At 63.4% G+C, this 23,188-nt stretch carries 19 protein-coding genes, 1 tRNA gene and 1 pseudogene; 14 read left to right on the top strand and 7 right to left on the bottom strand.

Annotated features, from left to right (window positions below; translation table 11 throughout):
• Nucleotides 1-217 precede the first annotated feature (217 nt).
• The 7 genes from AYJ54_RS44775 to AYJ54_RS44745 all read left to right on the top strand — a co-directional run bounded on the left by AYJ54_RS44775 (nt 218) and on the right by AYJ54_RS44745 (nt 8,106).
• Nucleotides 218-991: a gamma-glutamyl-gamma-aminobutyrate hydrolase family protein gene (locus tag AYJ54_RS44775; protein ID WP_063708860.1), complete on the top strand. Its 774-nt coding sequence runs from the start codon at nt 218-220 to the stop codon at nt 989-991.
• 270 nt (nt 992-1,261) lie between these two features.
• Entirely contained in the window at nt 1,262-2,359 is a 1,098-nt protein-coding gene (gene pdhA, locus AYJ54_RS44770; RefSeq protein ID WP_063708859.1) for a pyruvate dehydrogenase (acetyl-transferring) E1 component subunit alpha, read from the top strand.
• A complete protein-coding gene (locus AYJ54_RS44765) occupies nt 2,352-3,332 on the top strand; it encodes an alpha-ketoacid dehydrogenase subunit beta (protein WP_063708858.1) in 981 nt (326 codons plus the stop codon). Before pdhA ends, AYJ54_RS44765 begins: the two co-directional genes overlap by 8 nt.
• A gap of 35 nt (nt 3,333-3,367) precedes the next feature.
• Nucleotides 3,368-4,462, top strand: coding sequence for a dihydrolipoamide acetyltransferase family protein (locus tag AYJ54_RS44760; protein ID WP_063708857.1), 1,095 nt, complete (start codon nt 3,368-3,370; stop codon nt 4,460-4,462).
• Between the two features lie 151 nt (nt 4,463-4,613).
• Complete coding sequence (locus AYJ54_RS44755) at nt 4,614-6,008, top strand: NfeD family protein (protein ID WP_063708969.1); 1,395 nt, start codon at nt 4,614-4,616, stop codon at nt 6,006-6,008.
• Entirely contained in the window at nt 6,005-6,766 is a 762-nt protein-coding gene (locus AYJ54_RS44750; RefSeq protein ID WP_063708856.1) for a slipin family protein, read from the top strand. The genes AYJ54_RS44755 and AYJ54_RS44750 overlap by 4 nt, the downstream gene beginning before the upstream one ends.
• 251 nt (nt 6,767-7,017) lie before the next feature.
• Entirely contained in the window at nt 7,018-8,106 is a 1,089-nt protein-coding gene (locus AYJ54_RS44745; protein ID WP_201724337.1) for an asparaginase, read from the top strand.
• A 202-nt stretch (nt 8,107-8,308) separates the two neighbouring features.
• Here AYJ54_RS44745 and AYJ54_RS48605 read toward each other — a convergent pair.
• The 6 genes and pseudogenes from AYJ54_RS48605 to AYJ54_RS44725 all read right to left on the bottom strand — a co-directional run.
• Nucleotides 8,309-8,431: pseudogene (locus AYJ54_RS48605) on the bottom strand (hypothetical protein); the annotation flags it as partial.
• Between the two features lie 35 nt (nt 8,432-8,466).
• On the bottom strand, nt 8,467-9,141 hold the full coding sequence (locus AYJ54_RS44740) for a transposase (RefSeq protein WP_063708854.1): 675 nt from the start codon (nt 9,139-9,141) through the stop codon (nt 8,467-8,469).
• A 33-nt stretch (nt 9,142-9,174) separates the two neighbouring features.
• Entirely contained in the window at nt 9,175-9,327 is a 153-nt protein-coding gene (locus AYJ54_RS50380; protein WP_245329332.1) for a hypothetical protein, read from the bottom strand.
• Between the two features lie 90 nt (nt 9,328-9,417).
• A complete protein-coding gene (locus tag AYJ54_RS44735; protein WP_063708853.1) occupies nt 9,418-9,804 on the bottom strand; it encodes a hypothetical protein in 387 nt (128 codons plus the stop codon).
• Between the two features lie 574 nt (nt 9,805-10,378).
• Nucleotides 10,379-11,788, bottom strand: a complete 1,410-nt coding sequence (gene glnA, locus AYJ54_RS44730; protein ID WP_063708852.1) for a type I glutamate--ammonia ligase — start codon at nt 11,786-11,788, stop codon at nt 10,379-10,381.
• Between the two features lie 153 nt (nt 11,789-11,941).
• Nucleotides 11,942-12,280, bottom strand: a complete 339-nt coding sequence (locus AYJ54_RS44725) for a P-II family nitrogen regulator (RefSeq protein ID WP_007603495.1) — start codon at nt 12,278-12,280, stop codon at nt 11,942-11,944.
• Nucleotides 12,281-12,659: 379 nt separating this feature from the next.
• Between AYJ54_RS44725 and AYJ54_RS44720 the strand changes: the two genes are divergently transcribed.
• Both AYJ54_RS44720 and AYJ54_RS44715 read left to right on the top strand, forming a co-directional pair.
• Nucleotides 12,660-14,159, top strand: a complete 1,500-nt coding sequence (locus AYJ54_RS44720; RefSeq protein ID WP_063708851.1) for a bifunctional ADP-dependent NAD(P)H-hydrate dehydratase/NAD(P)H-hydrate epimerase — start codon at nt 12,660-12,662, stop codon at nt 14,157-14,159.
• On the top strand, nt 14,159-14,602 hold the full coding sequence (locus AYJ54_RS44715; protein ID WP_245329331.1) for a GNAT family N-acetyltransferase: 444 nt from the start codon (nt 14,159-14,161) through the stop codon (nt 14,600-14,602). Before AYJ54_RS44720 ends, AYJ54_RS44715 begins: the two co-directional genes overlap by 1 nt.
• A 109-nt stretch (nt 14,603-14,711) precedes the next feature.
• On the opposite strand, the gene AYJ54_RS44710 is transcribed toward AYJ54_RS44715, so the two are convergent.
• Nucleotides 14,712-16,031: a multicopper oxidase family protein gene (locus AYJ54_RS44710; protein WP_063708850.1), complete on the bottom strand. Its 1,320-nt coding sequence runs from the start codon at nt 16,029-16,031 to the stop codon at nt 14,712-14,714.
• Between the two features lie 154 nt (nt 16,032-16,185).
• On the opposite strand from AYJ54_RS44710, the gene AYJ54_RS44705 reads away from it, so the two are divergent.
• From AYJ54_RS44705 to lon, 5 genes are all read left to right on the top strand, one after another.
• Nucleotides 16,186-16,270 (top strand) — tRNA-Leu (locus tag AYJ54_RS44705).
• 180 nt (nt 16,271-16,450) lie between these two features.
• Complete coding sequence (gene tig / locus AYJ54_RS44700; protein ID WP_063708849.1) at nt 16,451-17,812, top strand: trigger factor; 1,362 nt, start codon at nt 16,451-16,453, stop codon at nt 17,810-17,812.
• 262 nt (nt 17,813-18,074) lie between these two features.
• Complete coding sequence (locus AYJ54_RS44695; RefSeq protein WP_063708848.1) at nt 18,075-18,710, top strand: ATP-dependent Clp protease proteolytic subunit; 636 nt, start codon at nt 18,075-18,077, stop codon at nt 18,708-18,710.
• Between the two features lie 447 nt (nt 18,711-19,157).
• Complete coding sequence (clpX, locus tag AYJ54_RS44690; RefSeq protein WP_008547851.1) at nt 19,158-20,429, top strand: ATP-dependent Clp protease ATP-binding subunit ClpX; 1,272 nt, start codon at nt 19,158-19,160, stop codon at nt 20,427-20,429.
• A 327-nt stretch (nt 20,430-20,756) separates the two neighbouring features.
• Entirely contained in the window at nt 20,757-23,180 is a 2,424-nt protein-coding gene (gene lon, locus AYJ54_RS44685) for an endopeptidase La (RefSeq protein ID WP_063708847.1), read from the top strand.
• Nucleotides 23,181-23,188 lie beyond the last annotated feature (8 nt).

The following is a 23,188-nucleotide window of genomic DNA, read 5'->3' as shown; positions in this document are numbered from 1 at the left end:
GGATTGACGCTGGCCGCGAGCCGGGCCGGCGATGACGATTGCCCGAAGTAACTTGCGGCCAGACCCCGGCCGGAGGGGTGTCCAGGGCTCAAACTGCCCTCGGGACGGGTATTTGAGCGAAAATAGCATTGCCGTCCCGCGATCCCCTCGGTTGAATTTGTTTCACCCGAAGGGCATGTTTGGAGAATCTTCTTCGGCGGGGAGGTCGGAACGGGAGATGAGAAAGCCGGTCGTCGGCGTGATCGGGAATGCCCATCGCGTCGAAAATCGATTTCAGGTCCAGATGGTCGGTGAGCGCAATTTGCGCGCGATTGCCGAAGTCTCCGGCGGCTTGCCGCTGATGTTCGCCGGCTCGCCCGACATCACCGATATCGCTGCGCTGCTCGATACCGTCGACGGCGTCATCCTCACCGGCGCCCGCGCCAACGTCCACCCGACGCGCTTCAATGTCGACCCTTGCGAGAAGCACGAGCCCTACGATATCCACCGCGACGAGGTGGCTCTGACGCTCTCGCTCGCCTGCGTCTCCCGCGGCATCCCGCTGTTTGGCATCTGCCGGGGCTTGCAGGAGATGAACGTCGCCTTCGGTGGCTCGCTGCATCCCGAAATCCGCGAACTGCCGGGCCGCATGAACCATCGGATGCCGCGGCTGGAGAATGGTGAGATCCACCCCGACCCGACCGTCGTGTTCGCCGATCGCCATGACGTCGACCTCACGCCGGGCGGCGCCTTCGCCAAAATTCTCGGCTGCGACAAGATCCGCGTCAATTCGCTGCACGGTCAGGGCATCCTGGAGCCGGGCAAGCGCGTGCTGATCGAAGGCGTCGCCGAAGACGGTACCATCGAGGCCATCCGCATCGCCGAGGCCCCGAGCTTTGCGCTCGGCGTGCAATGGCACGCCGAATACGATCCGCAGCGCAATCCGATCAACCGGAAGATTTTTGAGGCGTTCGGCGAGGCCCTGGTCGAGCGGCAGCGCGCAACGGCGTGATGTACACGCGCGGCCACGAAGAAAGCCGAGCGAACGGGTGAGCCGCCGCCCGGCGGTTCGGTTGTGTCTAGAACAACCTGACTATTTGCCAAGTTCTCCCAAACTCGCGTTGTTGCGGCGTTTCCACGATCGTGTGAATCGATCGCCGCAAGCGGCGGTGCAGCAAGGATTGCGAGCGCTTCTGAGTAATCCTTCGGCGGTATTGTATCGTCTGGCACAAACACCACCTGAATGAGTTGTAGAGGGCATAATCGCTCCGGGAGTGCGAGCGTGGCCAGCCGAAGGGTAAACCAGGATCTCCCCGTCATCGCGCGCTTCGAGGTGCGTCACCGCAATTACCTCGCGCCAGACGGTTCGATCCAGCGGCCGCTTCCTGCCTTTGCCTCTGACGCCAAGCTGCTGATTGCACTTTACCGGTCTATGGTGCTGCTGCGCCTGTTTGACCGGAAGGCTGTTGCGTTGCAGCGCACAGGCCGGCTTGGGACTTATGCCGTTTCGCTCGGCCAGGAGGCAGTATCGGTCGGGATCGCCAGTGCGATGCGGAAAGAGGACGTGCTGTTGCCGTCGTATCGCGACAACGGGGCTCTGCTCTGGCGCGGCGTCAAGCTGGAGGAGATCCTCCTGTTCTGGGGCGGCGACGAACGCGGCAACCGGTTTTCAGGGCCGGTTCACGATTTCCCATTCTGTGTTCCGGTCGGATCCCAGGCGCCGCATGCCGCCGGTGTCGCCTATGCTCTCAAGCTACGCAGGGAACCGCGCGTCGCCGTGTGCCTGTTCGGCGATGGCGCCACCTCGAAAGGTGACGTCTACGAAGCGATGAATTTTGCGGGCGTGCACAAATTGCCGCTCCTGTTTGTGGTTGCCAACAATCAATGGGCCATATCAGTACCGTTGCGACTGCAGACGGCGTGCGAAACGCTGGCGCAGAAGGCGATTGCCGCAGGCTTCGTTGGTGAGCAGGTCGACGGCAGTGACGTGGTGGCGATGCGTGCGGCCGCTGAAGAGGCTATCGCCGCCGCCCGCGACGGCAAGGGCCCCCGCTTCATCGAGGCGGTCACTTACCGGCTCGGCGACCATACAACGTCCGACGACGCGGCGCGCTACCGTTCGGCTGAGGAGGTCCAGGCGCATTGGAAGGAAGAGCCGGTCGCGCGGCTGAGGGCCTATCTTGTCGCGCAGAAAATGTGGAGCAAAGCGGACGAGGAGCAACTCGCCGCCGAATGTCATGAGCGCGTCGAAGCCGCCGCCGAACGCTATCTGGCAACGGCAGCGCGCCGGCCGGAATCCATATTCGATCACCTTTATGCCGATCTGCCCGAGGTCTACGCCGCGCAACGTCGCGAACTTGCGGGAGAGCACGATGCCTGAGGCAACGTTGGTCGAAGCCATCAACTTAGCGCTCGCTCGCGCGATGGAAGATGATCCTGACGTGGTCGTGCTTGGCGAGGACGTCGGCGTCAACGGCGGCGTCTTCCGCGCAACTGCAGGCTTGCAGAAGCGGTTTGGGGCGGAGCGGGTCCTCGATACGCCGCTTGCCGAGCTCCTGATCTCTGGGCTCTGCGTCGGCATGGCGGCGCAGGGACTGAAACCTGTCGGCGAGATCCAGTTCATGGGGTTTATCTATCCCTGCCTGGATCAACTGGTGAATCATGCTTCCCGATTGCGCAACCGGACCCAGGGACGGCTCACCTGTCCAATGGTTCTGCGCACGCCGCACGGGGCCGGCATCCGCGCGCCCGAGCATCATTCCGAAAGCACCGAGGCGATGCTCGCCCATATTCCGGGCTTACGCGTCGTCATGCCTTCCTCGCCGGAACGCGCCTATGGACTTCTGCTCGCTGCCATCCATGATCCCGATCCCGTGGTGTTTCTGGAGCCGACGCGCCTGTACCGCGCGGCCAAAGGCGAGGTGGAGGACAATGGGGAAGCCTTGCCGCTGGATGTCGCGTTTGTCCTGAGGGAAGGAGGAGACGTCACGCTGATAGGCTGGGGTGCCGTGCTGAAGGAAACCATGGCCGCGGCTGATGCACTGTCGGCCGAAGGCATCGCCGCCGAGGTCATCGATCTCGCCACGCTCAAGCCCTATGACGAAGACACCGTGCTGGGTTCGGTCGCAAAGACCGGCCGCTGCGTCATCGTGCACGAGGCGGCGCGCACCGGCGGATTTGGCGCCGAGATCGCCGCTGATATCGCCGAGCACCGCCTGTCCTCGCTGCTTGCGCCCGTGACCCGCGTCACCGGCTACGACACCGTCGTTCCGATGGCCCGCCTGGAGCAATACTATATGCCCTCCGTCGAACGCATCATGACCGCCGCCCGCAAGGTTTGCCAGTTCAGCTAGATCTCAACGGACCGGATTTTAACGGACTTGAGCCCATGCGCCAGTTCACGCTGCCGGATCTTGGAGAAGGGCTCGAGGAGGCGGAGATCGTCAGCTGGTATGTCGGCGAGGGCGATCACGTCGTCACCGATCAGCCCCTCGTTTCCGTCGAGACCGACAAGGCGGTCGTTGAGATACCGTCTCCGTCGAGCGGGCGCATCGCGCGCGTGTTCGGTGCCAAGGGCGACATCGTCAAGGTCGGCGCGCCGCTCGTCGAATTTGCCGAGGGCGCCGAACAGGACACGGGCACCATCGTTGGCGAGCTCGGCGGCGGCGAACATCTGCCCGCTGCAGGAATGCCTTCCGGGCCCCCGACCGCACCGCGGGTGTTTCCGGCCGTGCGTGCACTCGCGCGCAAGCTCGACGTAGATCTTGAGAGCGTGGAGCCCACGGGGCCTGGCGGCACCATCACGCGCGCCGACGTCGAGCGGGCTGCGAAGAGTTTGTCCCAAGCCGGTGACGCCGAGCCGCTGCGAGGCATGCGGCGTGCCATGGCCCAGCGCATGGCAACGGCCCATGCGCAAGTTGTTCCGGCCACGGTGACCGATGAAGCCGACATCGACGATTGGCCGACGGGCGAGGATGTGACGATCCGTCTGGTGCGGGCCATCGCTGCTGCCTGCACGACAGAGCCCGCGCTGAATGCCTGGTACAATGCCGGCGCAGGAGAACGGCGCCTCATGGCGCGTGTCGATCTCGGCATTGCCGTGGATACCGAGGGCGGCCTGATTGTTCCTGTGCTGCGCAATGTCGCGGCGCGGAGCGTATCGGACTTGCGGGTGGGACTTGACCGGCTGCGGGCCGACGCGATGGCGCGCTCGATACCGCCAGAAGAGCTGCGCGGCGCGACGATTACGCTATCGAACTTCGGGATGATCGGCGGCCGGTTCGCAAATCTGATCATCGTGCCGCCGCAGACGGCCATCATCGGTGCCGGACGGATTTCGCCGGGCGTGGTCGCGCATCGGGGGCAGCCTGCTGTGAGGCGCACGCTGCCGCTGTCGCTCACCTTTGATCATCGCGTCGTGACGGGCGGTGAAGCTGCCCGCTTCCTGGTCGCACTCAAGTCGGATCTTGAGCAGATGTCGTGAATGCTGTTTGCGGCGCGCTCGCACCAAAAGTCCTTCGGTCGCCTCTATCCATCGCATCGCACAACGACGCGCCCATGATTCCCTTTGTGGCTGTCCTGGCATTGAGGTTCCGGAACGGGGCGCCATATCTTTCGGCAAGGGAGTGCTTGCCGTGCAGACCATAAAGGCGGCCCTCATTGCGGCGATTGCCATCGTTGCTCTGGTTGTCTCCCATCTTCCCGGTTCGGCGGAGGAGAACGGCCGTCTCGCACTGACAGTCACGATCGACGGAGCCATTGGCCCCGCGTCGGCCAGCTACGTGAAGGAGGCCTTGGCCAAGGCAGGCGAACGTCGCGCAGAGGTCGTGATTCTGAGAATGAACACTCCCGGCGGTCTCAACTCCAGCATGCGCGAGATCATTGCGGATGTGCTCGCCTCACCCATCCCCGTCATCGGCTATGTCGCGCCGTCCGGAGCCCATGCGGCGAGCGCGGGGACCTATATCCTTTATGCGACCCATATCGCGGTGATGGCGCCAGGCACCAATATCGGTGCCGCGACGCCGGTGCAGATTGGCGGACCGCTGCCGGGTCTGCCGAGCGGTACCCCCGACAAGGGCGGCAAGGACAAGAAGGACGGTGACCAGCAGGGCGAGCCGAAGGATGCCATGACGGCAAAGGTGACGAACGATGCCGTCGCCTTCATCCGTAGCCTCGCCGAACTGCGTGGCCATAATGCCGACTGGGCCGAGAAGGCGGTCCGCGAGGCCGCGACCCTCTCCGCCAACGGCGCATTGCAGGCCCATGTGATCGACCTCATCGCACGCGATCCAGCGGACTTGCTCGGGCAGATCGATGGCCGCGTGGTGGAACTTGCAGGCGGCAAGACGCAACGTCTGGCAACGAAGGATGACGTCCTCGAGGACATCGATCCCGGATGGATCTCGCGCTTCCTGGCGGTCATCACCGATCCCAACGTCGCCTTCATTCTCCTGATGGTCGGCATCTACGGCCTGCTCTTCGAATTTATGTCCCCCGGCGCCGTTGCCCCGGGGGTAGTCGGCGCGATCTGCCTGCTGGTCGGCCTCTATGCCCTCAATCTGTTGCCGATCAACTATGCCGGGCTTGCCTTGATGCTGATCGGAATCACGCTGCTCGCCGTCGAAGCCTTCAACCCGACCGTCGTGATCGGCATCGGAGGAGTGATCGCTTTCGTGCTGGGAGCGCTGATGCTGTTCAGGATCGAGGCGCCCGGCTACCGCCTGTCGTGGTGGGTTATCGGCATCACTGCGGCGGTCTTCATCGGCTTTTTTCTCGTCGTGCTTGGCTCGCTTCGCCGCGCTGGCAAGGGTCCTGTACGGGTCGGCGCGCAGGCCATGCGCGGCCTGCCTGCCGAGGTCCTCGACTGGAACGAGAACGAAGGTCACGTGTTCGCCCACGGTGAGCGTTGGCAGGCGCGCAGCGCCGAGACGTTCAAGCCCGGAGAGGTGGTCGAAGTGGCCAACATCGTCGATTTGACGCTGGTGGTGCGGCGGGCGTCCGCCGCCCGCGAAGGAGGACCAGCATGATGCTCGAATATTTGACCTATGCAGCGCTTGCGCTGATTGTCATCATATTTCTATCCCAGGCCATTCGCATCCTGCGAGAGTACGAGCGCGGCGTCGTCTTCACGCTCGGTCGCTTCACCGGCGTGAAGGGGCCAGGCCTCATCATCCTTATTCCGGTCGTACAACAGCTCGTAAAAGTCGATCTCAGGGTGATGGTGCAGGTCGTCCCGCCCCAGGACGTGATTTCGCGGGACAACGTCTCCGTCAAGGTCAATGCCGTCCTGTACTTCCGCATCGTCGATCCCGAGCGCGCCATCATCAAGGTCAGCGACTACATGGCCGCGACCAGCCAGCTCGCCCAGACCACGTTGCGCTCGGTGCTCGGCAAGCACGAACTCGACGAGATGCTTGCCGAACGCGACAGGCTGAACGCCGACATCCAGGAGATCCTCGACAAGCAGACCGACGTCTGGGGCATCAAGGTCACCGGAATCGAGATCAAGGACGTCGATATCAACGAAACCATGGTGCGCGCGATCGCCAAACAGGCCGAGGCGGAGCGGCTGCGGCGCGCCAAGGTGATCAATGCGATGGGCGAGCAGCAGGCTGCCGAAAAGCTCGTCGAGGCCGGCCGGATTCTCGCTCAGGAGCCGCAGGCGATGCAGCTACGTTACTTCGCGGCTCTGCACGACATCGCCGGCGAACGGTCGTCGACCGTCGTCTTTCCGCTACCGACGGGCCTGCTCGACCATTTCATGCCGCGGCGTGACAACCCGTAGCCGGGAACATGCGGGATTGGTGGTACGTAGGATGGGTAGAGCGCAGCGAAACCCATCGCCTTTGCAAAGTGTGAGATGATGGGTTTCGCAAGAGCTCTCTACCCATCCTACGTACAGGTCGCTCCGCAGCAGGATGACCCATCTTCGGCCCAAATGGGCGTATCGAATGTCGATCCCAACTTAAACGGGAGGAAAGTTCGATGATGAAGCATGCCGTCAGACCAGCAAGCCGCCGCCGAAGTCGGAGATTGATGCTCTCCGCCACAGTGCTCACCTTCGCACTCTGGTCATGGGGAATCGGTGGCGCGGCACAAGCCGCAGAGCCAGGCAAGGATGCGACGACCGCCAATCTGCCGCGTATTCTCGTGCTTGCGACGGGAGGGACCATCGCAGGTCAGGCCGACCCACGGGCGACGGGTGCGTACAAATCCGGCCAGGTCACGGGCGACCAACTGGTCCAGTCTGTCCCGGGCCTGGACAAGCTGGCGAGCCTGAACGCCGAGCAGATTTCGTCGATCGGATCTCAGGATATGAACGACAAGGTCTGGTTTGCGCTGGCCCGTCGCATTCAGGACGCCCTCGACAAGAATGAAGCCGACGGAGTCGTGATCACCCACGGCACGGATACTCTCGAGGAGACCGCGTTTTTTCTGGACAATGTGGTCCGCGGCGACAAGCCGGTGGTGATCGTCGGTTCAATGCGTCCAGCTACGGCGGTGAGCGCAGATGGTCCCGGCAATCTCTACGAAGCGGTCCAGGTAGCGGCCGATCCCCGCGCTCGCGGGCGCGGCGTCATGGCCGTGTTGAACGACAAGATCCAGGGGGCTCGCTCGGTGACCAAGACCAACACCACGAGCATCGAGACGTTCAATTCTCCCAATGACGGGCCGATCGGCTATGTCGACACGGCCGGCGGCATTCGTTTCATGGCGCAGGCTCCCGGCTTCAGGCGCACGACCTATCAGCTCCCGGCCGGCGAGCAATTGCCCCGCGTCGAGATCGTGTACTCGCACGCCAACATGGACGCCGTTCCGATCGAGGACGCCATTTCTCACGGCGCGAAGGGCATCGTGCTGGCCGGCGTCGGCGATGGCAACACGTCGAAGCAGGCCCTCGATGCGCTCGAGCAGGCGGCGAAGAAGGGCATCATCGTCGTCCGTTCCACGCGGGTTCGATCCGGCTTCGTCACCCGAAACGTCGAGGTTGACGACGACAAGAACGGGTTCGTCGTTTCCGAGGACCTGAATCCCCAGAAGGCGCGCGTTCTCAGCCAATTGCTGATCGCGAGCGGCGTGACGGCCCCGGCCGAGCTGCAGCGGGCGTTCACCGCGACTTGGTAACTGGACCGGCGTAGTCGCAGGAGTGGCGAGACTTGTTGTGCCGTGCGTAGTGCGTAGGATGAGTACAGCGAAGCGAAACCCATCGTCATCGCAAGTTGCGAGATGATGGGTTTCGCAAGAGCTCTACCCATCCTACGATCCCATAAACGAAAAGGCGCTCCCCTCGGAGCGCCTTTTGTTTGTCGCGCCGTTGCAGGCCCGCTCAGCCCGAATAGTACATCTCGAACTCGACCGGGTGCGGGGTCATCTCGAAGCGCTCGACTTCGGTCATCTTCAGCTCGATGTAGCTGTCGATGAAGTCGTCGTCGAACATGCCGCCGGCCTTGGTATTACGGTATTAGTATTACGGTGACAGTGCACTTAACTATCCTCCGGCCCGAAGCGCGGCTTCGGGCCGCGTTTGGCCGGCTTGAGAACGCGCCGCGTCTTGCGCTCGACGGCATCGAGGAACTTGCGACTGCCGACCGGTCGGCCGATGGTCTCGGCCCGGCGCAGCCGGTTGATCATGTCGGCATCGGCCTCTTCCGACAGGAAGCCAGCGAAATCGGGATAGCGCTCGCGAACCGGCGCAATCGCCGTCACCCCGTCGTCGCGCCCGCCTGTTTGCGCACGCACGCTGGACCAGCGCCAGTCGCGCGCGCGCTCGACCAGCCGCGCCCGCACGGGGTTGAGCGACACATAGCGCAGAGCCGCTGCAAGGTGGTCCTCGTCCATCGCCACGCAGCCGAACCGCCCTTGCCAGAAATGGCCGGTCCGCTTGCGGCGGGCATGAATGATGCCCGCGTAGCGGCGATGCACCGGCGCCAGTGCCCGGCGCAGCCCGTCCGCATCGGGCGGCACGAGGATGAGGTGGACATGGTTCGGCATCAGGCACCAGGCCCAGATCTCCACCCCGGCGGCGCGGCAGGACGCCGCGAGCAGATCGCGATAGAGGGCGTAGTCGTCCTCGCCAAAAAACGTCCGTGCGCGGCCATTGCCGCGCTGCGTGACGTGGTGCGGCAATCCGGGAATGACGACACGGGCTAGACGGGCCATGCCGCCGCACCATGGGCGGCGCACCGCGATAAGTCAATTAAGTGCACTGTCACCGTAATTCCCCGCGAGCAGATCGCGATAGAGGGCGTAGTCGTCCTCGCCAAAAAACGTCCGTGCGCGGCCATTGCCGCGCTGCGTGACGTGGTGCGGCAATCCGGGAATGACGACACGGGCTAGACGGGCCATGCCGCCGCACCATGGGCGGCGCACCGCGATAAGCCAATTAAGTGCACTGTCACCGTAATTCCCGTAGACTTGTCACCGTAACCCAGAGACCTATCTCGCGGAAAGCGCGTTCAGGTTTCTTTGTACTTCGTTCGCGAACTCGTGCGGGTTTCGAGGAAATAGGAAGATGTAGCGCAGCAAGCCGCCCCTCATCTTCAACATCACTCTCGTGAGTCGTGGCCATCCTCCTATGGTTAGCGCGAGGAGCAACGTGGAAAGCCTTCCGTCAAACCAGCTAAAATCAAACAGCTTGCGAGTTTCACACTTTTCGATCTTCTCATATTTCAGCTCAAAGATTTTGAACCTCCGGAAGAGGTGAAAATCGATTCCGCGGACGCCAGGCTCGTAGTCGATCAGATGCGAAATGCCGAAAACAGTGAAGTACAGCACGACCGCCACTGCAGCAAACGTTGTGGTGACAACAGCGAGCCAGGTCATTTTTGTGGACCTACGATCATTGTGTTGCTCAGAATAGTGGTGTTTGTGGGATAGGCACCGGCCGCAACGCCTTCACCGATTCCGAAGCCGGGAGGGCTAACGGAAAGCGTCACGATTCCGCTGCTGCTCCTGCTTAGTTGTCCTCCAACACCCAATCCCAATCCACCGTTAGCACTGCCGGTCCCTGACAAATCCTTCAGATCATTCGCTGTATTTGCATTGGTGGCGCCAAACGATATTCCGGCACCTGCGTAAGCTCCCACGATAACTCCTCCTTGAGACAAGGTGCCAATAGGATTGGTTGGGTCCGAGTATACAGGCCCATTTGATCCGCCTGCGCCGGCGATGCGCTGGTTGGCCTTGTTGTAGCTGTGGCCAAAGGTGATGCTGCTGGCTGTGGTCGCGGCCTGCGCGGGCGCCGGGGTCCAGTGCGTAGGATGGGTAGAGCCCTTGCGAAACCCATCATCTCGCAACTTGCGACAACGATGGGTTTCGCTTCGCTCTACCCAATCCCTGAAACGAAAAGGCGCTCCTCTCGGAGCGCCTTTTGCTTGTTGCGTTCTGTTCGAGCCGCTCAGCCCGAATAGTACATCTCGAACTCGACCGGGTGCGGGGTCATCTCGAAGCGCTCGACTTCGGTCATCTTCAGCTCGATGTAGCTGTCGATGAAGTCGTCGTCGAACACGCCGCCGGCCTTGAGGAAGGCGCGGTCCTTGTCGAGGTTTTCCAGCGCCTCGCGGAGCGAGCCGCACACCGTCGGGATCTGCTTCAGCTCTTCCTTCGGCAGGTCGTAGAGGTCCTTGTCCATCGCCGGGCCCGGATCGAGCTTGTTCTTGATGCCGTCGAGGCCGGCCATCAGCATCGCGGCGAAGCCGAGATAGGGATTGGCGAGCGGATCGGGGAAGCGCACCTCGACGCGCTTGGCCTTTGGCGAAGCGGTGTAGGGGATGCGGCAGGAGGCCGAGCGGTTGCGCGCGGAGTAGGCGAGCAGCACCGGTGCTTCATAGCCCGGGACCAGACGCTTGTAGGAATTGGTCGTCGGGTTGGTGAAGGCGTTGATCGCCTTCGCATGCTTGATGATGCCGGCGATGTAGGACAGGCAGGTCTCCGACAGGTCGGAATACTTGTTGCCGGCAAACACCGGCTTGCCGTCCTTCCAGATCGACTGGTGCACGTGCATGCCCGAGCCGTTGTCGCCGAACACCGGCTTCGGCATGAAGGTGGCGGTCTTGCCGTAGATATGGGCGACCTGGTGGATGCAGTACTTGTAGATCTGCAGGTGGTCGGCCATCAGCGTGAGCGTATCGAACTTCATGCCGAGCTCGTGCTGGGCGGAAGCCACTTCATGGTGATGCTTCTCGACCTTGACGCCCATCTTGGCCATGGCGCCGAGCATCTCGGAGCGCATGTCCTGCACGGAGTCCTGCGGCGGAACCGGGAAATAGCCCATCTTGGTGCGGATGCGGTGACCGAGATTGCCGCCCTCATACTCGGTGTCGGAGTTGGTCGGGAACTCCGAGGAGTCGAGCCTGAAGCCGGTGTTGTAGGGGGTCGCCGAATAGCGCACGTCGTCGAACACGAAGAATTCGGCTTCGGGACCGACGAAGACGGTGTCGCCAACGCCCATCGACTTGACCATCGCCTCCGCCTTCTTGGCGATGCCGCGGGGGTCGCGGTTGTAGGGCTCGCCGGTGGTCGGCTCGAGCACGTCGCAGGTGATGACCATGGTGGTCTCGGCGAAGAACGGATCGATCGTCGCGGTCACCGGATCGGGCATCAGGCACATGTCGGACTCGTTGATCGCCTTCCAGCCGGCGATCGAGGAACCGTCGAACATCGTGCCTTCGGCGAAAATGTCCTCATCGATCATGCTGACGTCGAACGTCACGTGCTGCCACTTGCCGCGCGGATCGGTGAAGCGCAGGTCGACGTATTTGACGTCGTTGTCCTTAATTGATTTCAGGACGTCTTTGGCGGTCTTCATGCATACCCCTTTTGGCTCTGCGGGTCGGTTTCCAGATGAGCAGATTCATTCTCGCTTTTGGCGAGTTCGCGCGTCCGCACACAAACGACATCAGGCCGCCGAAGCAGCCTTATTTCCTGTCAGAGTGTCGCAGAATGCGGGATAGCACCCGCCTTAAATAGCGTCCAGCCCGGATTCACCGGTTCGGATGCGGATCGCCTCTTCGATATTGGAGACGAAGATTTTGCCGTCGCCGATGCGGCCGGTCTGCGCGGCGCGGCGGATCGCGTCGATCGCGCGCTCGACCAGGTCGTCGCCGATCACGATCTCGATCTTCACCTTGGGCAGGAAGTCGACGATGTATTCTGCGCCGCGGTAGAGCTCGGCATGACCCTTCTGGCGTCCAAAGCCCTTGGCCTCGGTGACGGTGATGCCCTGAAGGCCGACCTCCTGAAGCGCTTCCTTCACCTCGTCGAGCTTGAACGGCTTGATGATGGCTTCGATTTTCTTCACTGCGCGCCTCCCGGCCTTTCGATCAAATAGCAACGTCTTCGTCAGGATGCGCTTTTCTTAACGCATGGTCTTGTCTTCGCGGTCCCGGGTCGCCTGACCAGCCCGGCGGCGGCCGGCCACACTCTAGAGGATGCCAGTGAGCACGACGAACCGAAGCGGCTTCCTCGAAAGCAGGGTCTATGCCAAATTGCAAAGCCCCTGATTATTGGAGCGTTATCAGCCTTTTAACGAGCATCTCCGATAGGTGGAGCCGACTGGCTCAAAATAGCGAAGACTACGAAATAGGCAAACGGTTCAATCGCTGTGCAGATTCGCGTTCTGAGTTTCGGTCCGGCACGGAAAATGCCTGTTGAAGAGGCGTTTGTACCAGGGAAGTGGCATGGAAGTTCTGACCAACGCTGAAATGCAGCGGGCCGACCAGCTCAGCATCGCGGCCGGCACCCCCGGCTTCAAGCTGATGCTGAGCGCGGGCCAGGCGGTCGCCGAGGCGGCCCAGGCGCTGGTGGAGGAGGGGCCGATCCTGGTCATCGCCGGGCCCGGCAACAATGGCGGCGACGGTTTTGTCGCGGCCGCCGAGCTTGCCGCCCAGGGGCGCGAGGTCTCGGTGATCCTGATGTGCGAGCGCGATCAGCTCCAGGGCGATGCGGCCTCCGCCGCGCGCGGCTGGAAGCACCCGGTGCTCCCGTTCAATCCGCAGGCGATCGGCAGGCCGGCGCTGATCATCGACGCGCTGTTCGGTGCGGGCCTGAGCCGCGCCGTCGACGGTGAGGCGCACGAGATGATCGCCGCGATCAATGCCAATGGCGCACCGGTGCTCGCGGTCGATCTGCCGAGCGGCATCAACGGCACCAGCGCGGGCGTGATGGGCGTTGCCGTGAACGCCACCGAGACCGTCACCTTCTTCCGCAAGAAGCCGGCGCATCTGCTTCTGCCGGGCCGCGCGCATTGCGGGCGCGTGCGCGTCGTCGACATCGGCATCGACGCGCAGGTGCTCGATGAGATCAGGCCGCAGATCTTCGAGAATGATCCGGACTTTTGGGGCGCAGCCTTTCCGGTGCCGCGCATCGACGGCCACAAATATGCGCGGGGCCATGTGCTGGCGGTCTCCGGCGATGCGGCCGCCACCGGCGCGGCGCGGCTTGCCGCGCGCGGCGCGCTGCGTGCCGGCGCTGGCCTCGTGACGCTGGCCTCGCCGCGCGATGCGCTCGCGATCAATGCCACCGCGCTCACCGCGGTGATGGTCCGCCCCGTCGACACCGCGGTCGAGTTCGCCGAGCTGCTCGGCGATAAGCGCTACAACACCTGCATGATCGGCCCCGGCGCGGGCACCGGCGAGCGCACCTGCGACTTCGTCCACACCGCGCTGTCGGCGCAGCGGCATCTGGTGCTGGACGCCGATGCGCTGACGAGCTTTGCCGCGACCCCTGAGCGGCTGTTTGAATCGATCAAATCCTCGCGGGACACGGCGGTGGTGCTGACGCCGCACGAGGGCGAGTTTCCGCGCCTGTTCTCCGACCTCAGCAACAAATATCCCGGCCGTTCCAAACTCGAGCGCGTGCGCGCTGCGGCCGAGCGCTCCGGCGCGGTGGTGCTGCTCAAGGGCCCGGATACCACGATCGCCGCGCCCGACGGCCGCGCCACCATCGCCGCCAACGCGCCGCCCTGGCTCGCCACCGCCGGCGCCGGCGACGTGCTCTCCGGCATCATTGCCGGGCTGCTGGCGCAGGGCGTGCCGGCCTTCGAAGCCGCCAGCATCGGCGTATGGATGCATGGCGAAGCGGCGAGCGAAGCAGGGCCGGGGCTGATCGCGGAGGACCTGACCGAGACGCTCCCGGCCGTGCACCGGCGGATCTATGATGCGCTGGGGGTGGAGTACTAGTGCTCAGGCAACTCGCGCTCGCCGACATGGGCGCCGCTGCGCAGGTCCATCGGATCGCATTTGACCAGGCGATGCCGTGGCTCGTCGGGTTGCACACGCCTGACGAGGACCGCTGGTTCTACCGCGAGCGGGTCTTCGCGACGTGCCGCGTGTGGGGATGCTTCGACGGTGACGTCCTGAGCGGGATCATTGCTTTCCGTGAAGGCTGGATCGAGCAGCTCTACGTGCTGCCCGCTGCGCAAGGTCGCGGCGCCGGCACCGAACTCCTCGATGTCGCCAAACGCGCATGTAAGCGGCTTGAGCTCTGGACCTTCCAGCGCAACGCGCGGGCGCGGCGCTTCTACGAGGCTCGTGGCTTCACGCTGGTCGAGCAGACCGACGGGGCAAGGAACGAAGAGAGGGAGCCCGATGCTCGCTATGTCTGGGTGCGTCCACCGGCTTGACCGGCAAATGCATGTAGTCGGGCAGGATGGGTAGAGCGAAGCGAAACCCACCATCTCAAATCCTGGCAAGGACGATGGGTCTCGCTTCGCTCTACCCATCCTACGCAGGTCACTCCACCGCGTACCAGCGCACCAGACGCGGCGCGGCCCAGTCGGCCGCGACTGACTCGATCAGCCAGCGGCCGGAAGCGGTCGTCGCGAACGCGATGCGCTGGGTCTGGCCGGGCTCGACGGCCAGCGTGTCGAGCCAATAGGGCTTCCAGCCGTCGTCGAGTCGGTCGAGCAGGCGGAAATGGTGGCCGTGGAGATGGAAGACCGTCGCGACCGGGCCGGGGTTCTTCACCGCCAGCACCACCGTGCGGCCAGCCTTGGCGCGGAAGGCGGGAGCGGACGAGGCCGGGAAGCTCGATGGGCGAACCCAACCGGCCTCGGCAGCCCCCAGCGCGACATCGAACCGCAGGGCACTCCTGAGGTCGAGATTGGCGGGCAGGCCGTTGGAGGGCAGCGCGGCCGGGGGCGACAGGCGGCTCGGCCGTAGCGGCGGCTCGGCCGAAGTCACGAGGCGGGCGACCGGACGGGCCTCCTTGCCGTCGTGCAGCAGGATCGGCGCGGCGGAGCCCGGCGCCGCGGTCCCGTCGAGGAAGACATCAGCCCGGCTGCCAGGCGCCAGCACCAGGGCGCCGTTGCGGGCGATGAAGGGTTCGGCCGGCTGGCCGTCCAGGGCCATGACCAGGACGTCAACGCCATCGAATTTGACCGCAACGACAGCGCGTTGGCAGCCGTTGATCAAGCGCAGCCTCAGCCGCTCGTTCGCACGAAGGATGAAGTCCGGCGCGATCTTGCCATTGACGGTGAAGACCGGTGCGATCTCGCCGCCGCTAGCCCCCGGGCGGATCGCGGCGCCGTCCGGGGCCAGGCGCCAGTCCTCGACCAGGAACAGCTCGTCACGGTCGACCCCCGCCGGGTCGGCCTCCTGAACAACGATGGGAAGCGGCCGGACCGGCTGCTTGAGATCATCGTCGAGCAGGCGCAGGTCGGCCATTAGGGTCCCGGCGTGCGGCATTGAAAGAATTGATGTTTCCGTCCCTCCTGAGGTGACGGCTGCACGCGCAAGCAGCGGTTCGGCAGCGCTCGCCCCATCTAGTCCGTACCAGGCCGGGGCAACCGGGACAGGCAGGTCGTTTCGGAAGCTCACCTCGCAGCGGTCGCCGCGCTTCAGGTGGACGTCCCCGGCGGAGCTCGCTGCGGCCAGCTCCCAGATCGGTGTGGCCGGCTGTCCCGCCTTCAGGACCAGGGTTGCCGATCGCGCCTGAAGGGCGAGCCGCGCCGCCGTGGGCGGGGCCGCGGCGCCCACCACCAGGCCCGCGACTGACGCCCCGAGGCCAGCCATCACCTCGCGGCGGGTCGGGTCAAAAAATCGCATCGTCATGGTCCGATGCGGACCATGCCGCGCTGGATAAGTCCAGCCGCCATGCCTACCTGAAGTGGGCGTCCACACGGCCATTTTTTTGCTGCGAACAGACGGGCACATGCTATAAGCCCGGCCGCCCGCGGCATCGCGGCCGGTCTTGATGCAAATTCACGCGGGCGTGGCGGAACTGGTAGACGCGCTGGATTTAGGTTCCAGTGACGAAAGTTGTGGGGGTTCGAGTCCCTCCGCCCGCACCAAGCGCTTTCAGCGTTTGCACGGATTACCGAAGGGCCTCACTCCTCACGGATGTTTTTCCGTATGGAGCCGGGTCCGATGAACCACCGGCGCAGGGGGCATTGGCCTCGCGCGCCGGATCGATTGATGACAGCGTCCCGACGCATGAGCGCCGGGACCGAACGAGAAGAAGATTGGACGCCATGCAGGTCACAGAGACCCTTTCGGAAGGATTGAAGCACGAGTTCAAGATCAGCGTTCCCGCGTCTGATCTCGACGCCAAGGCCGACGCCAAGCTTGTCGATCTCAAGGACAAGGTCCGCCTCAACGGCTTCCGTCCCGGCAAGGTGCCGGTTACTCACCTCAAGAAGGTCTACGGCCGTTCGGTGATGGCCGAGACCATTGACCAGACCATTCGCGACACCAACACGCAGCTCTTCTCCGAGCGCGGCTTCCGCCTCGCGACCGAGCCGAAGATCTCCATGCCAACCGAGCAGGCCGAGGTCGAGGAGCTGCTCTCGGGCAAGTCCGACCTGACCTACACGGTCGCGATCGAAGTGGTGCCGCCGATTGCGCTCGCCGACTTCAAGAGCTTCCAGGTCGAGAAGCCTGTGGCCGAGGTTTCCGATCCCGATGTCGATGAGGCGATCAAGCGCATCGCGGATTCCAACCGTGGTTATGCCGCGAAGGGCGAGGGCGCGAAGGCCGCCTCCGGTGATCGCGTCACCGTCAACTTCAAGGGCACCATCAACGGCGAAGCCTTCGAGGGCGGCACCGGCGAGGGCATCCAGGTCGTGATCGGCTCCAACACCTTCATTCCGGGCTTCGAGGAGCAGCTCATCGGCATCGCCGCGAGCGAGACCCGCACACTGAAGGTGTCGTTCCCCAAGAACTACATGAACGACAAGCTCGCCGGCCAGCCGGCCGAGTTCGAGACCACCGCGACGCTGATCGAGGCGCCGCAGGATGTCGCGATCGACGACGAGTTCGCCAAGACGCTCGGTCTCGAATCGCTGGACAAGCTGAAGGAAGCCGCGCGCGAGCGGCTTGCCGCCGAATTCGCGGGCGCGACGCGCCAGCGCGTCAAGCGTGCGCTGCTCGACCGTCTCGATGAAGCGCATCGCTTCGAGGCGCCGCCCTCGCTGGTCGACGAGGAGTTCAATCTGATGTGGAACTCGGTCAAGGCCGAGATGGACTCCGCCGGCAAGACCTTCGCTGACGAGAACACCACTGAAGACGCTGCGAAGGAAGAGTACCGCAAGATCGCCGACCGCCGCGTGCGGCTCGGCCTCGTGCTGTCGGAGATCGGCGAGAAGAACAAGATCACCGTGACCGACGACGAGGTGGGCCGCGCCGTGATCGAGCGCGCGCGCCAGATGCCCGGCCGCGAGAAGGAGGTCTGGGATTATTATCGCAACAACGCCAACGCGCTGGCCCAGCTTCGTGCACCGATCTATGAGGACAAGGTCGTCGACTTCATCCTCGAGCTTGCCAATGTGACCGAGAAGAAGGTTTCGCGCGAGGATCTCTACAAGGACGACGAGGCGGACAAGACCGTCGCCTGAGGCTTTGCCAGAGCCTTCTATTAAGGATGATCGGCGGAAGAGGCCCAGCTAGCCAGGTGGCTGGCTGGGCCTCTTTGCACGAATCAGCTTCAAGTCCCCCATGGATTAAGCCTTAATGCGCACCGCACTTGTCTGGCGCGAATTGGGCTATATCTGTGGCTACACCCTCTACCAAAGTTCCTGCATCACGGGACGTGCATCGGCCTTCCGGCAAATCCGGGCAAGACTGGTGATGCTCGCCTCCGAAAACCCTAGGTGACTCATGCGCGATCCGGTTGAAACCTACATGAACCTCGTGCCCATGGTGGTCGAGCAGACCAACCGTGGCGAGCGCGCCTACGACATCTTCTCGCGCCTGTTGAAAGAGCGCATCATCTTCGTGACCGGTCCGGTCGAGGACGGCATGTCGACGCTGATAGTCGCGCAGCTCCTGTTCCTCGAGGCGGAAAATCCGAAGAAGGAAATCTCGATGTACATCAACTCGCCGGGCGGCGTGGTGACGTCGGGCCTTGCGATCTACGACACGATGCAGTTCATCCGCCCGCCGGTCTCGACGCTGTGCACGGGCCAGGCGGCCTCGATGGGCTCGCTGCTGCTCGCTGCCGGCGAGAAGGACATGCGCTTCTCGCTGCCGAATGCGCGCATCATGGTGCATCAGCCCTCCGGCGGTTTCCAGGGCCAGGCCACCGACATCATGCTGCACGCGCAGGAAATCCTGAACCTGAAGAAGCGGCTCAACGAGATCTACGTGAAGCACACCGGCCAGACCTACAAGTCGATCGAGGACGCGCTGGAACGCGACAAGTTCCTGACCGCCTCCGACGCCAAGGAGTTCGGCCTGGTCGACAAGGTCATCGACAAGCGCGCCGAGGAGCCGGCGGTTGTGAAAGTCCCGTAGCATTACCGGGATCGCACCGGCGATCCCCGGGATTAGTGGGGGTCGTCAGGGCGGCGTTCACGTTAAGGACGCGTTCGCAAGGGCGCAAAGGTAGTATTGCGCCCTGCGGCAGGCAGAAAGTTCCGCTTTCGTGCTTCTTTTTTCGTGGTAATCCGGCAACGCACCTGCGATTTCGATCACTTCTCCCGTGCCAAGACGTGAAATCACGGTATTGTCACGGGTAGCCAGCGACCCCCCGATTAGCGAATTCTTGATAGTCGGGTGACAGCATGGTTGGCTACGGTTGATCGGCTATGATCGCGGGAGAATCGAGTGACCGTGATTCGCACGGGATGTAACGCGTAGGGTCTTTATTGGTACGGAATTTGCTCTATTTGAATCTCTATGCCGGCTGTGCCGGAATAGAGCGATCGAGCGGACGGGATCGAACCGCGGACGGAGACAGGAATGAGTAAGGTCGGCACGAGCGACTCCAAGAACACGCTGTATTGCTCGTTCTGCGGCAAGAGCCAGCACGAAGTCCGCAAACTGATCGCGGGTCCCACGGTCTTCATCTGCGACGAATGCGTTGAACTGTGCATGGACATCATCCGCGAGGAGAACAAGTCTTCGCTGGTGAAGTCGCGCGACGGCATTCCGACGCCGAAGGAAATCTGCAAGGTGCTGGACGATTACGTGATCGGCCAGAGCCATGCGAAGAAGGTTCTGTCGGTTGCCGTGCACAATCACTACAAGCGGCTCAACCACCAGACCAAGCACAACGACGTCGAGCTCGCGAAGTCGAACATCCTGCTGATCGGTCCGACCGGTTCGGGCAAGACACTGCTCGCGCAGACGCTCGCCCGCATTCTGGACGTGCCGTTCACGATGGCTGACGCCACGACGCTGACCGAAGCCGGCTATGTCGGCGAGGACGTCGAGAACATCATCCTGAAGCTGCTCCAGGCCGCCGACTACAATGTCGAGCGCGCGCAGCGCGGCATCGTCTATATCGACGAAATCGACAAGATCAGCCGCAAGTCCGACAACCCGTCGATCACCCGCGACGTGTCGGGTGAGGGCGTGCAGCAGGCGCTGCTCAAGATCATGGAGGGCACGGTGGCTTCGGTCCCGCCGCAGGGCGGCCGCAAGCATCCGCAGCAGGAGTTCCTGCAGGTGGATACCACCAACATCCTGTTCATCTGCGGCGGCGCCTTCGCCGGCCTCGAGAAGATCATCTCGGCGCGCGGCCGGTCGACCTCGATCGGCTTCGGTGCCCAGGTGCTCGCTCCGGAAGACCGCCGCACCGGCGAGATCTTCCGCCACGTCGAGCCTGAGGACCTCCTGAAGTACGGCCTCATCCCCGAGTTCGTCGGTCGTCTGCCCGTCGTGGCGACGCTGGAGGACCTCGACGAGACGTCGCTGAAGAAGATCCTGACCGAGCCGAAGAACGCGCTGGTGAAACAGTACCAGCGGCTGTTCGAGATGGAGAACATTGAGCTGACCTTCGCCGACGAGGCGCTTGGCGCGGTCGCCCGCAAGGCGATCGAGCGCAAGACCGGTGCGCGCGGGCTGCGCTCGATCCTCGAGGCGATCCTGCTCGAGACCATGTTCGACCTGCCGGGGCTGGAAGGTGTGGAAGAAGTCGTGATTTCGCGCGAAGTCGTGGAAGGTACGGCGCGTCCGCTCTACATCTACGCCGATCGCTCCGATCGCGCGGTCGAGAACGCCAGCGCCTGAGATCAGGGCGCTGGAGGCTCAGAATCGTCCTGTCAGTACTGACGGCTGCGGAATGTGTTTCCGCAGCCGGTGTTGCGTCGCTTATCTGCGTGCGTAAGCGCCGAATGGCGCGCGTTTTTCAATGACTTGACACCCCCCGGGGCGATAGCCACCTAATGTCGGCGGCGAGCGAGAATTCTCTTCAAGATTCGCCTCAGTTCCGATCCGGCGATGCCGGTCCATCTTTCGAAGGACCGACCGGTTTTGCGGATCACCTCGGCACCTTGTGGCGGTTGCGCATGAGCAAGGCGGGCTGCGTGCAAGGGGGCAAAGCAAAAGGAAAAGGCCATGACTAATCCCAAACCCCGGCCAACCATCGTCCATGGCGAAGCGCACGCTTATCCCGTGCTGCCGCTGCGCGATATCGTCGTCTTCCCGCACATGATCGTGCCGCTCTTCGTCGGCCGCGAGAAGTCGATTCGCGCGCTCGAAGAGGTGATGAAGAACGATGCCCTGATCATGCTCGCGACGCAGAAGAACGCGTCCGACGATGATCCGGCGCCCGGTGCGATTTACGAGACCGGTACGCTCGCAAGCGTGTTGCAGCTCCTGAAGCTTCCCGACGGCACCGTGAAGGTGCTGGTCGAAGGGCTCGAGCGCGCGCGCGTGCAGAAGTACACGGACCGCGCCGACTACTATGAAGCGACCGCTGTTGCGCTTGCCGACACCGATGCGAAGTCGGTCGAGGCGGAAGCGCTGGCGCGCTCGGTCGTGTCGGACTTCGAGAGCTATGTGAAGCTCAACAAGAAGATCTCGGCCGAGGTCGTTGGCGTCGTGCAGGCGATCACCGATTTCGCTAAGCTCGCCGACACTGTCGCCTCGCATCTCGCCGTCAAGATCGCCGATCGCCAAGGCATCCTGGAGACGCTGTCGGTCACGCAGCGCCTGGAGAAGGTGCTGGGCCTGATGGAGAGCGAGATCTCCGTGCTCCAGGTCGAGAAGCGCATCCGCTCGCGCGTCAAGCGCCAGATGGAGAAGACCCAGCGCGAGTACTATCTCAACGAGCAGATGAAGGCGATCCAGAAGGAACTCGGCGACGACGACGGTCGCGACGAACTCGCCGATCTCGAAGAGAAGATCTCCAAGACCAAGCTCTCCAAGGAAGCGCGCGAGAAGGCGCAGCATGAATTGAAGAAGCTGCGCCAGATGTCGCCGATGTCCGCGGAAGCGACCGTCGTGCGCAACTATCTGGACTGGCTCTTGTCGATCCCGTGGAACAAGAAGTCCAAGGTCAAGAAGGACCTGGAGGCCGCGCAGGCCATCCTGGACTCCGATCATTACGGGCTCGAGAAGGTCAAGGAACGTATCGTCGAGTATCTCGCGGTGCAGTCGCGCGCCAACAAGCTGACGGGTCCGATCCTGTGCCTCGTCGGGCCTCCCGGCGTCGGCAAGACCTCGCTCGGCAAGTCGATCGCGAAGGCGACGGGGCGCGAATTCGTGCGCGTCTCGCTCGGCGGCGTGCGCGACGAAGCCGAGATCCGCGGTCACCGCCGCACCTATATCGGCTCGATGCCCGGCAAGATCATCCAGTCGATGCGCAAGGCCAAGTCGTCGAATCCGCTTTTCCTGCTGGACGAGATCGACAAGATGGGCGCCGATTTCCGCGGCGATCCGTCCTCGGCGCTGCTTGAGGTTTTGGACCCCGAGCAGAACGCGACCTTCAACGACCACTACCTCGAGGTCGACTACGATCTGTCCAACGTGATGTTCATCACGACCGCGAATACGCTCAATATTCCGGGCCCGCTGATGGACCGCATGGAGATCATCCGGATCGCGGGCTACACCGAGAACGAGAAGGTCGAGATCGCGCGCAAGCATCTGATTCCGAACGCGGTGTCCAAGCACGGCCTGGACTCGAAGGAGTTCTCGATCGACGACGAGGCCCTGCTGCTGCTGATCCGGCGCTACACCCGCGAAGCGGGCGTGCGCAATCTGGAGCGTGAGCTCTCGACACTCGCCCGCAAGGCGGTGAAGGAGCTGATGATCTCCAAGAAGAAGTCGGTCAAGGTCACCGAGAAGACTCTCGAAGAGCTGCTCGGCGTGCCGAAGTACCGCTTCGGCGAGATCGAAAGCGAGCCGCAGGTCGGCATCGTCACCGGCCTTGCCTGGACCGACGTCGGCGGCGAGCTGCTGACGATCGAAGGCGTCATGATGCCCGGCAAGGGCAAGATGACGGTCACGGGCAATCTGCGTGACGTCATGAAGGAATCGATCTCGGCGGCGGCGTCTTACGTCCGCTCGCGCGCGATCACCTACGGCATCGAGCCGCCGCTGTTCGACCGGCGCGACATCCACGTGCACGTGCCTGAGGGCGCGACGCCGAAGGACGGTCCGTCGGCCGGCGTGGCAATGGCCACCGCGATCATCTCGGTCATGACCGGCATCCCGGTCCGCCATGATGTCGCGATGACCGGCGAGATCACGCTGCGCGGCCGCGTGCTGCCGATCGGCGGTCTGAAGGAGAAGCTGCTTGCCGCGGCCCGCGGCGGCATCAAGACGGTGCTGATCCCCGAGGACAACGCCAAGGATCTCACGGAGATTTCCGATGCGATCAAGGGCGGCATGGAGATCATCCCGGTCTCCCGGTTGGACGACGTCGTCGCCAAGGCGCTGGTGAAGAAGCCGGTACCGATCGTCTGGGAAGAGGACACCAAGGTGACGGTGAAGCCGGAAGGCGACGAAGCCGCCGGCGGCCTGACCGCTCACTGAGACTGCAC

The sequence above is a fragment of the Bradyrhizobium centrolobii genome, from assembly GCF_001641635.1.
Taxonomy (GTDB): Bacteria; Pseudomonadota; Alphaproteobacteria; order Rhizobiales; family Xanthobacteraceae; genus Bradyrhizobium; species Bradyrhizobium centrolobii.
Note: the sequence above shows the minus strand (reverse complement) of the source record. Positions and strands in the feature narration are given on the sequence as shown.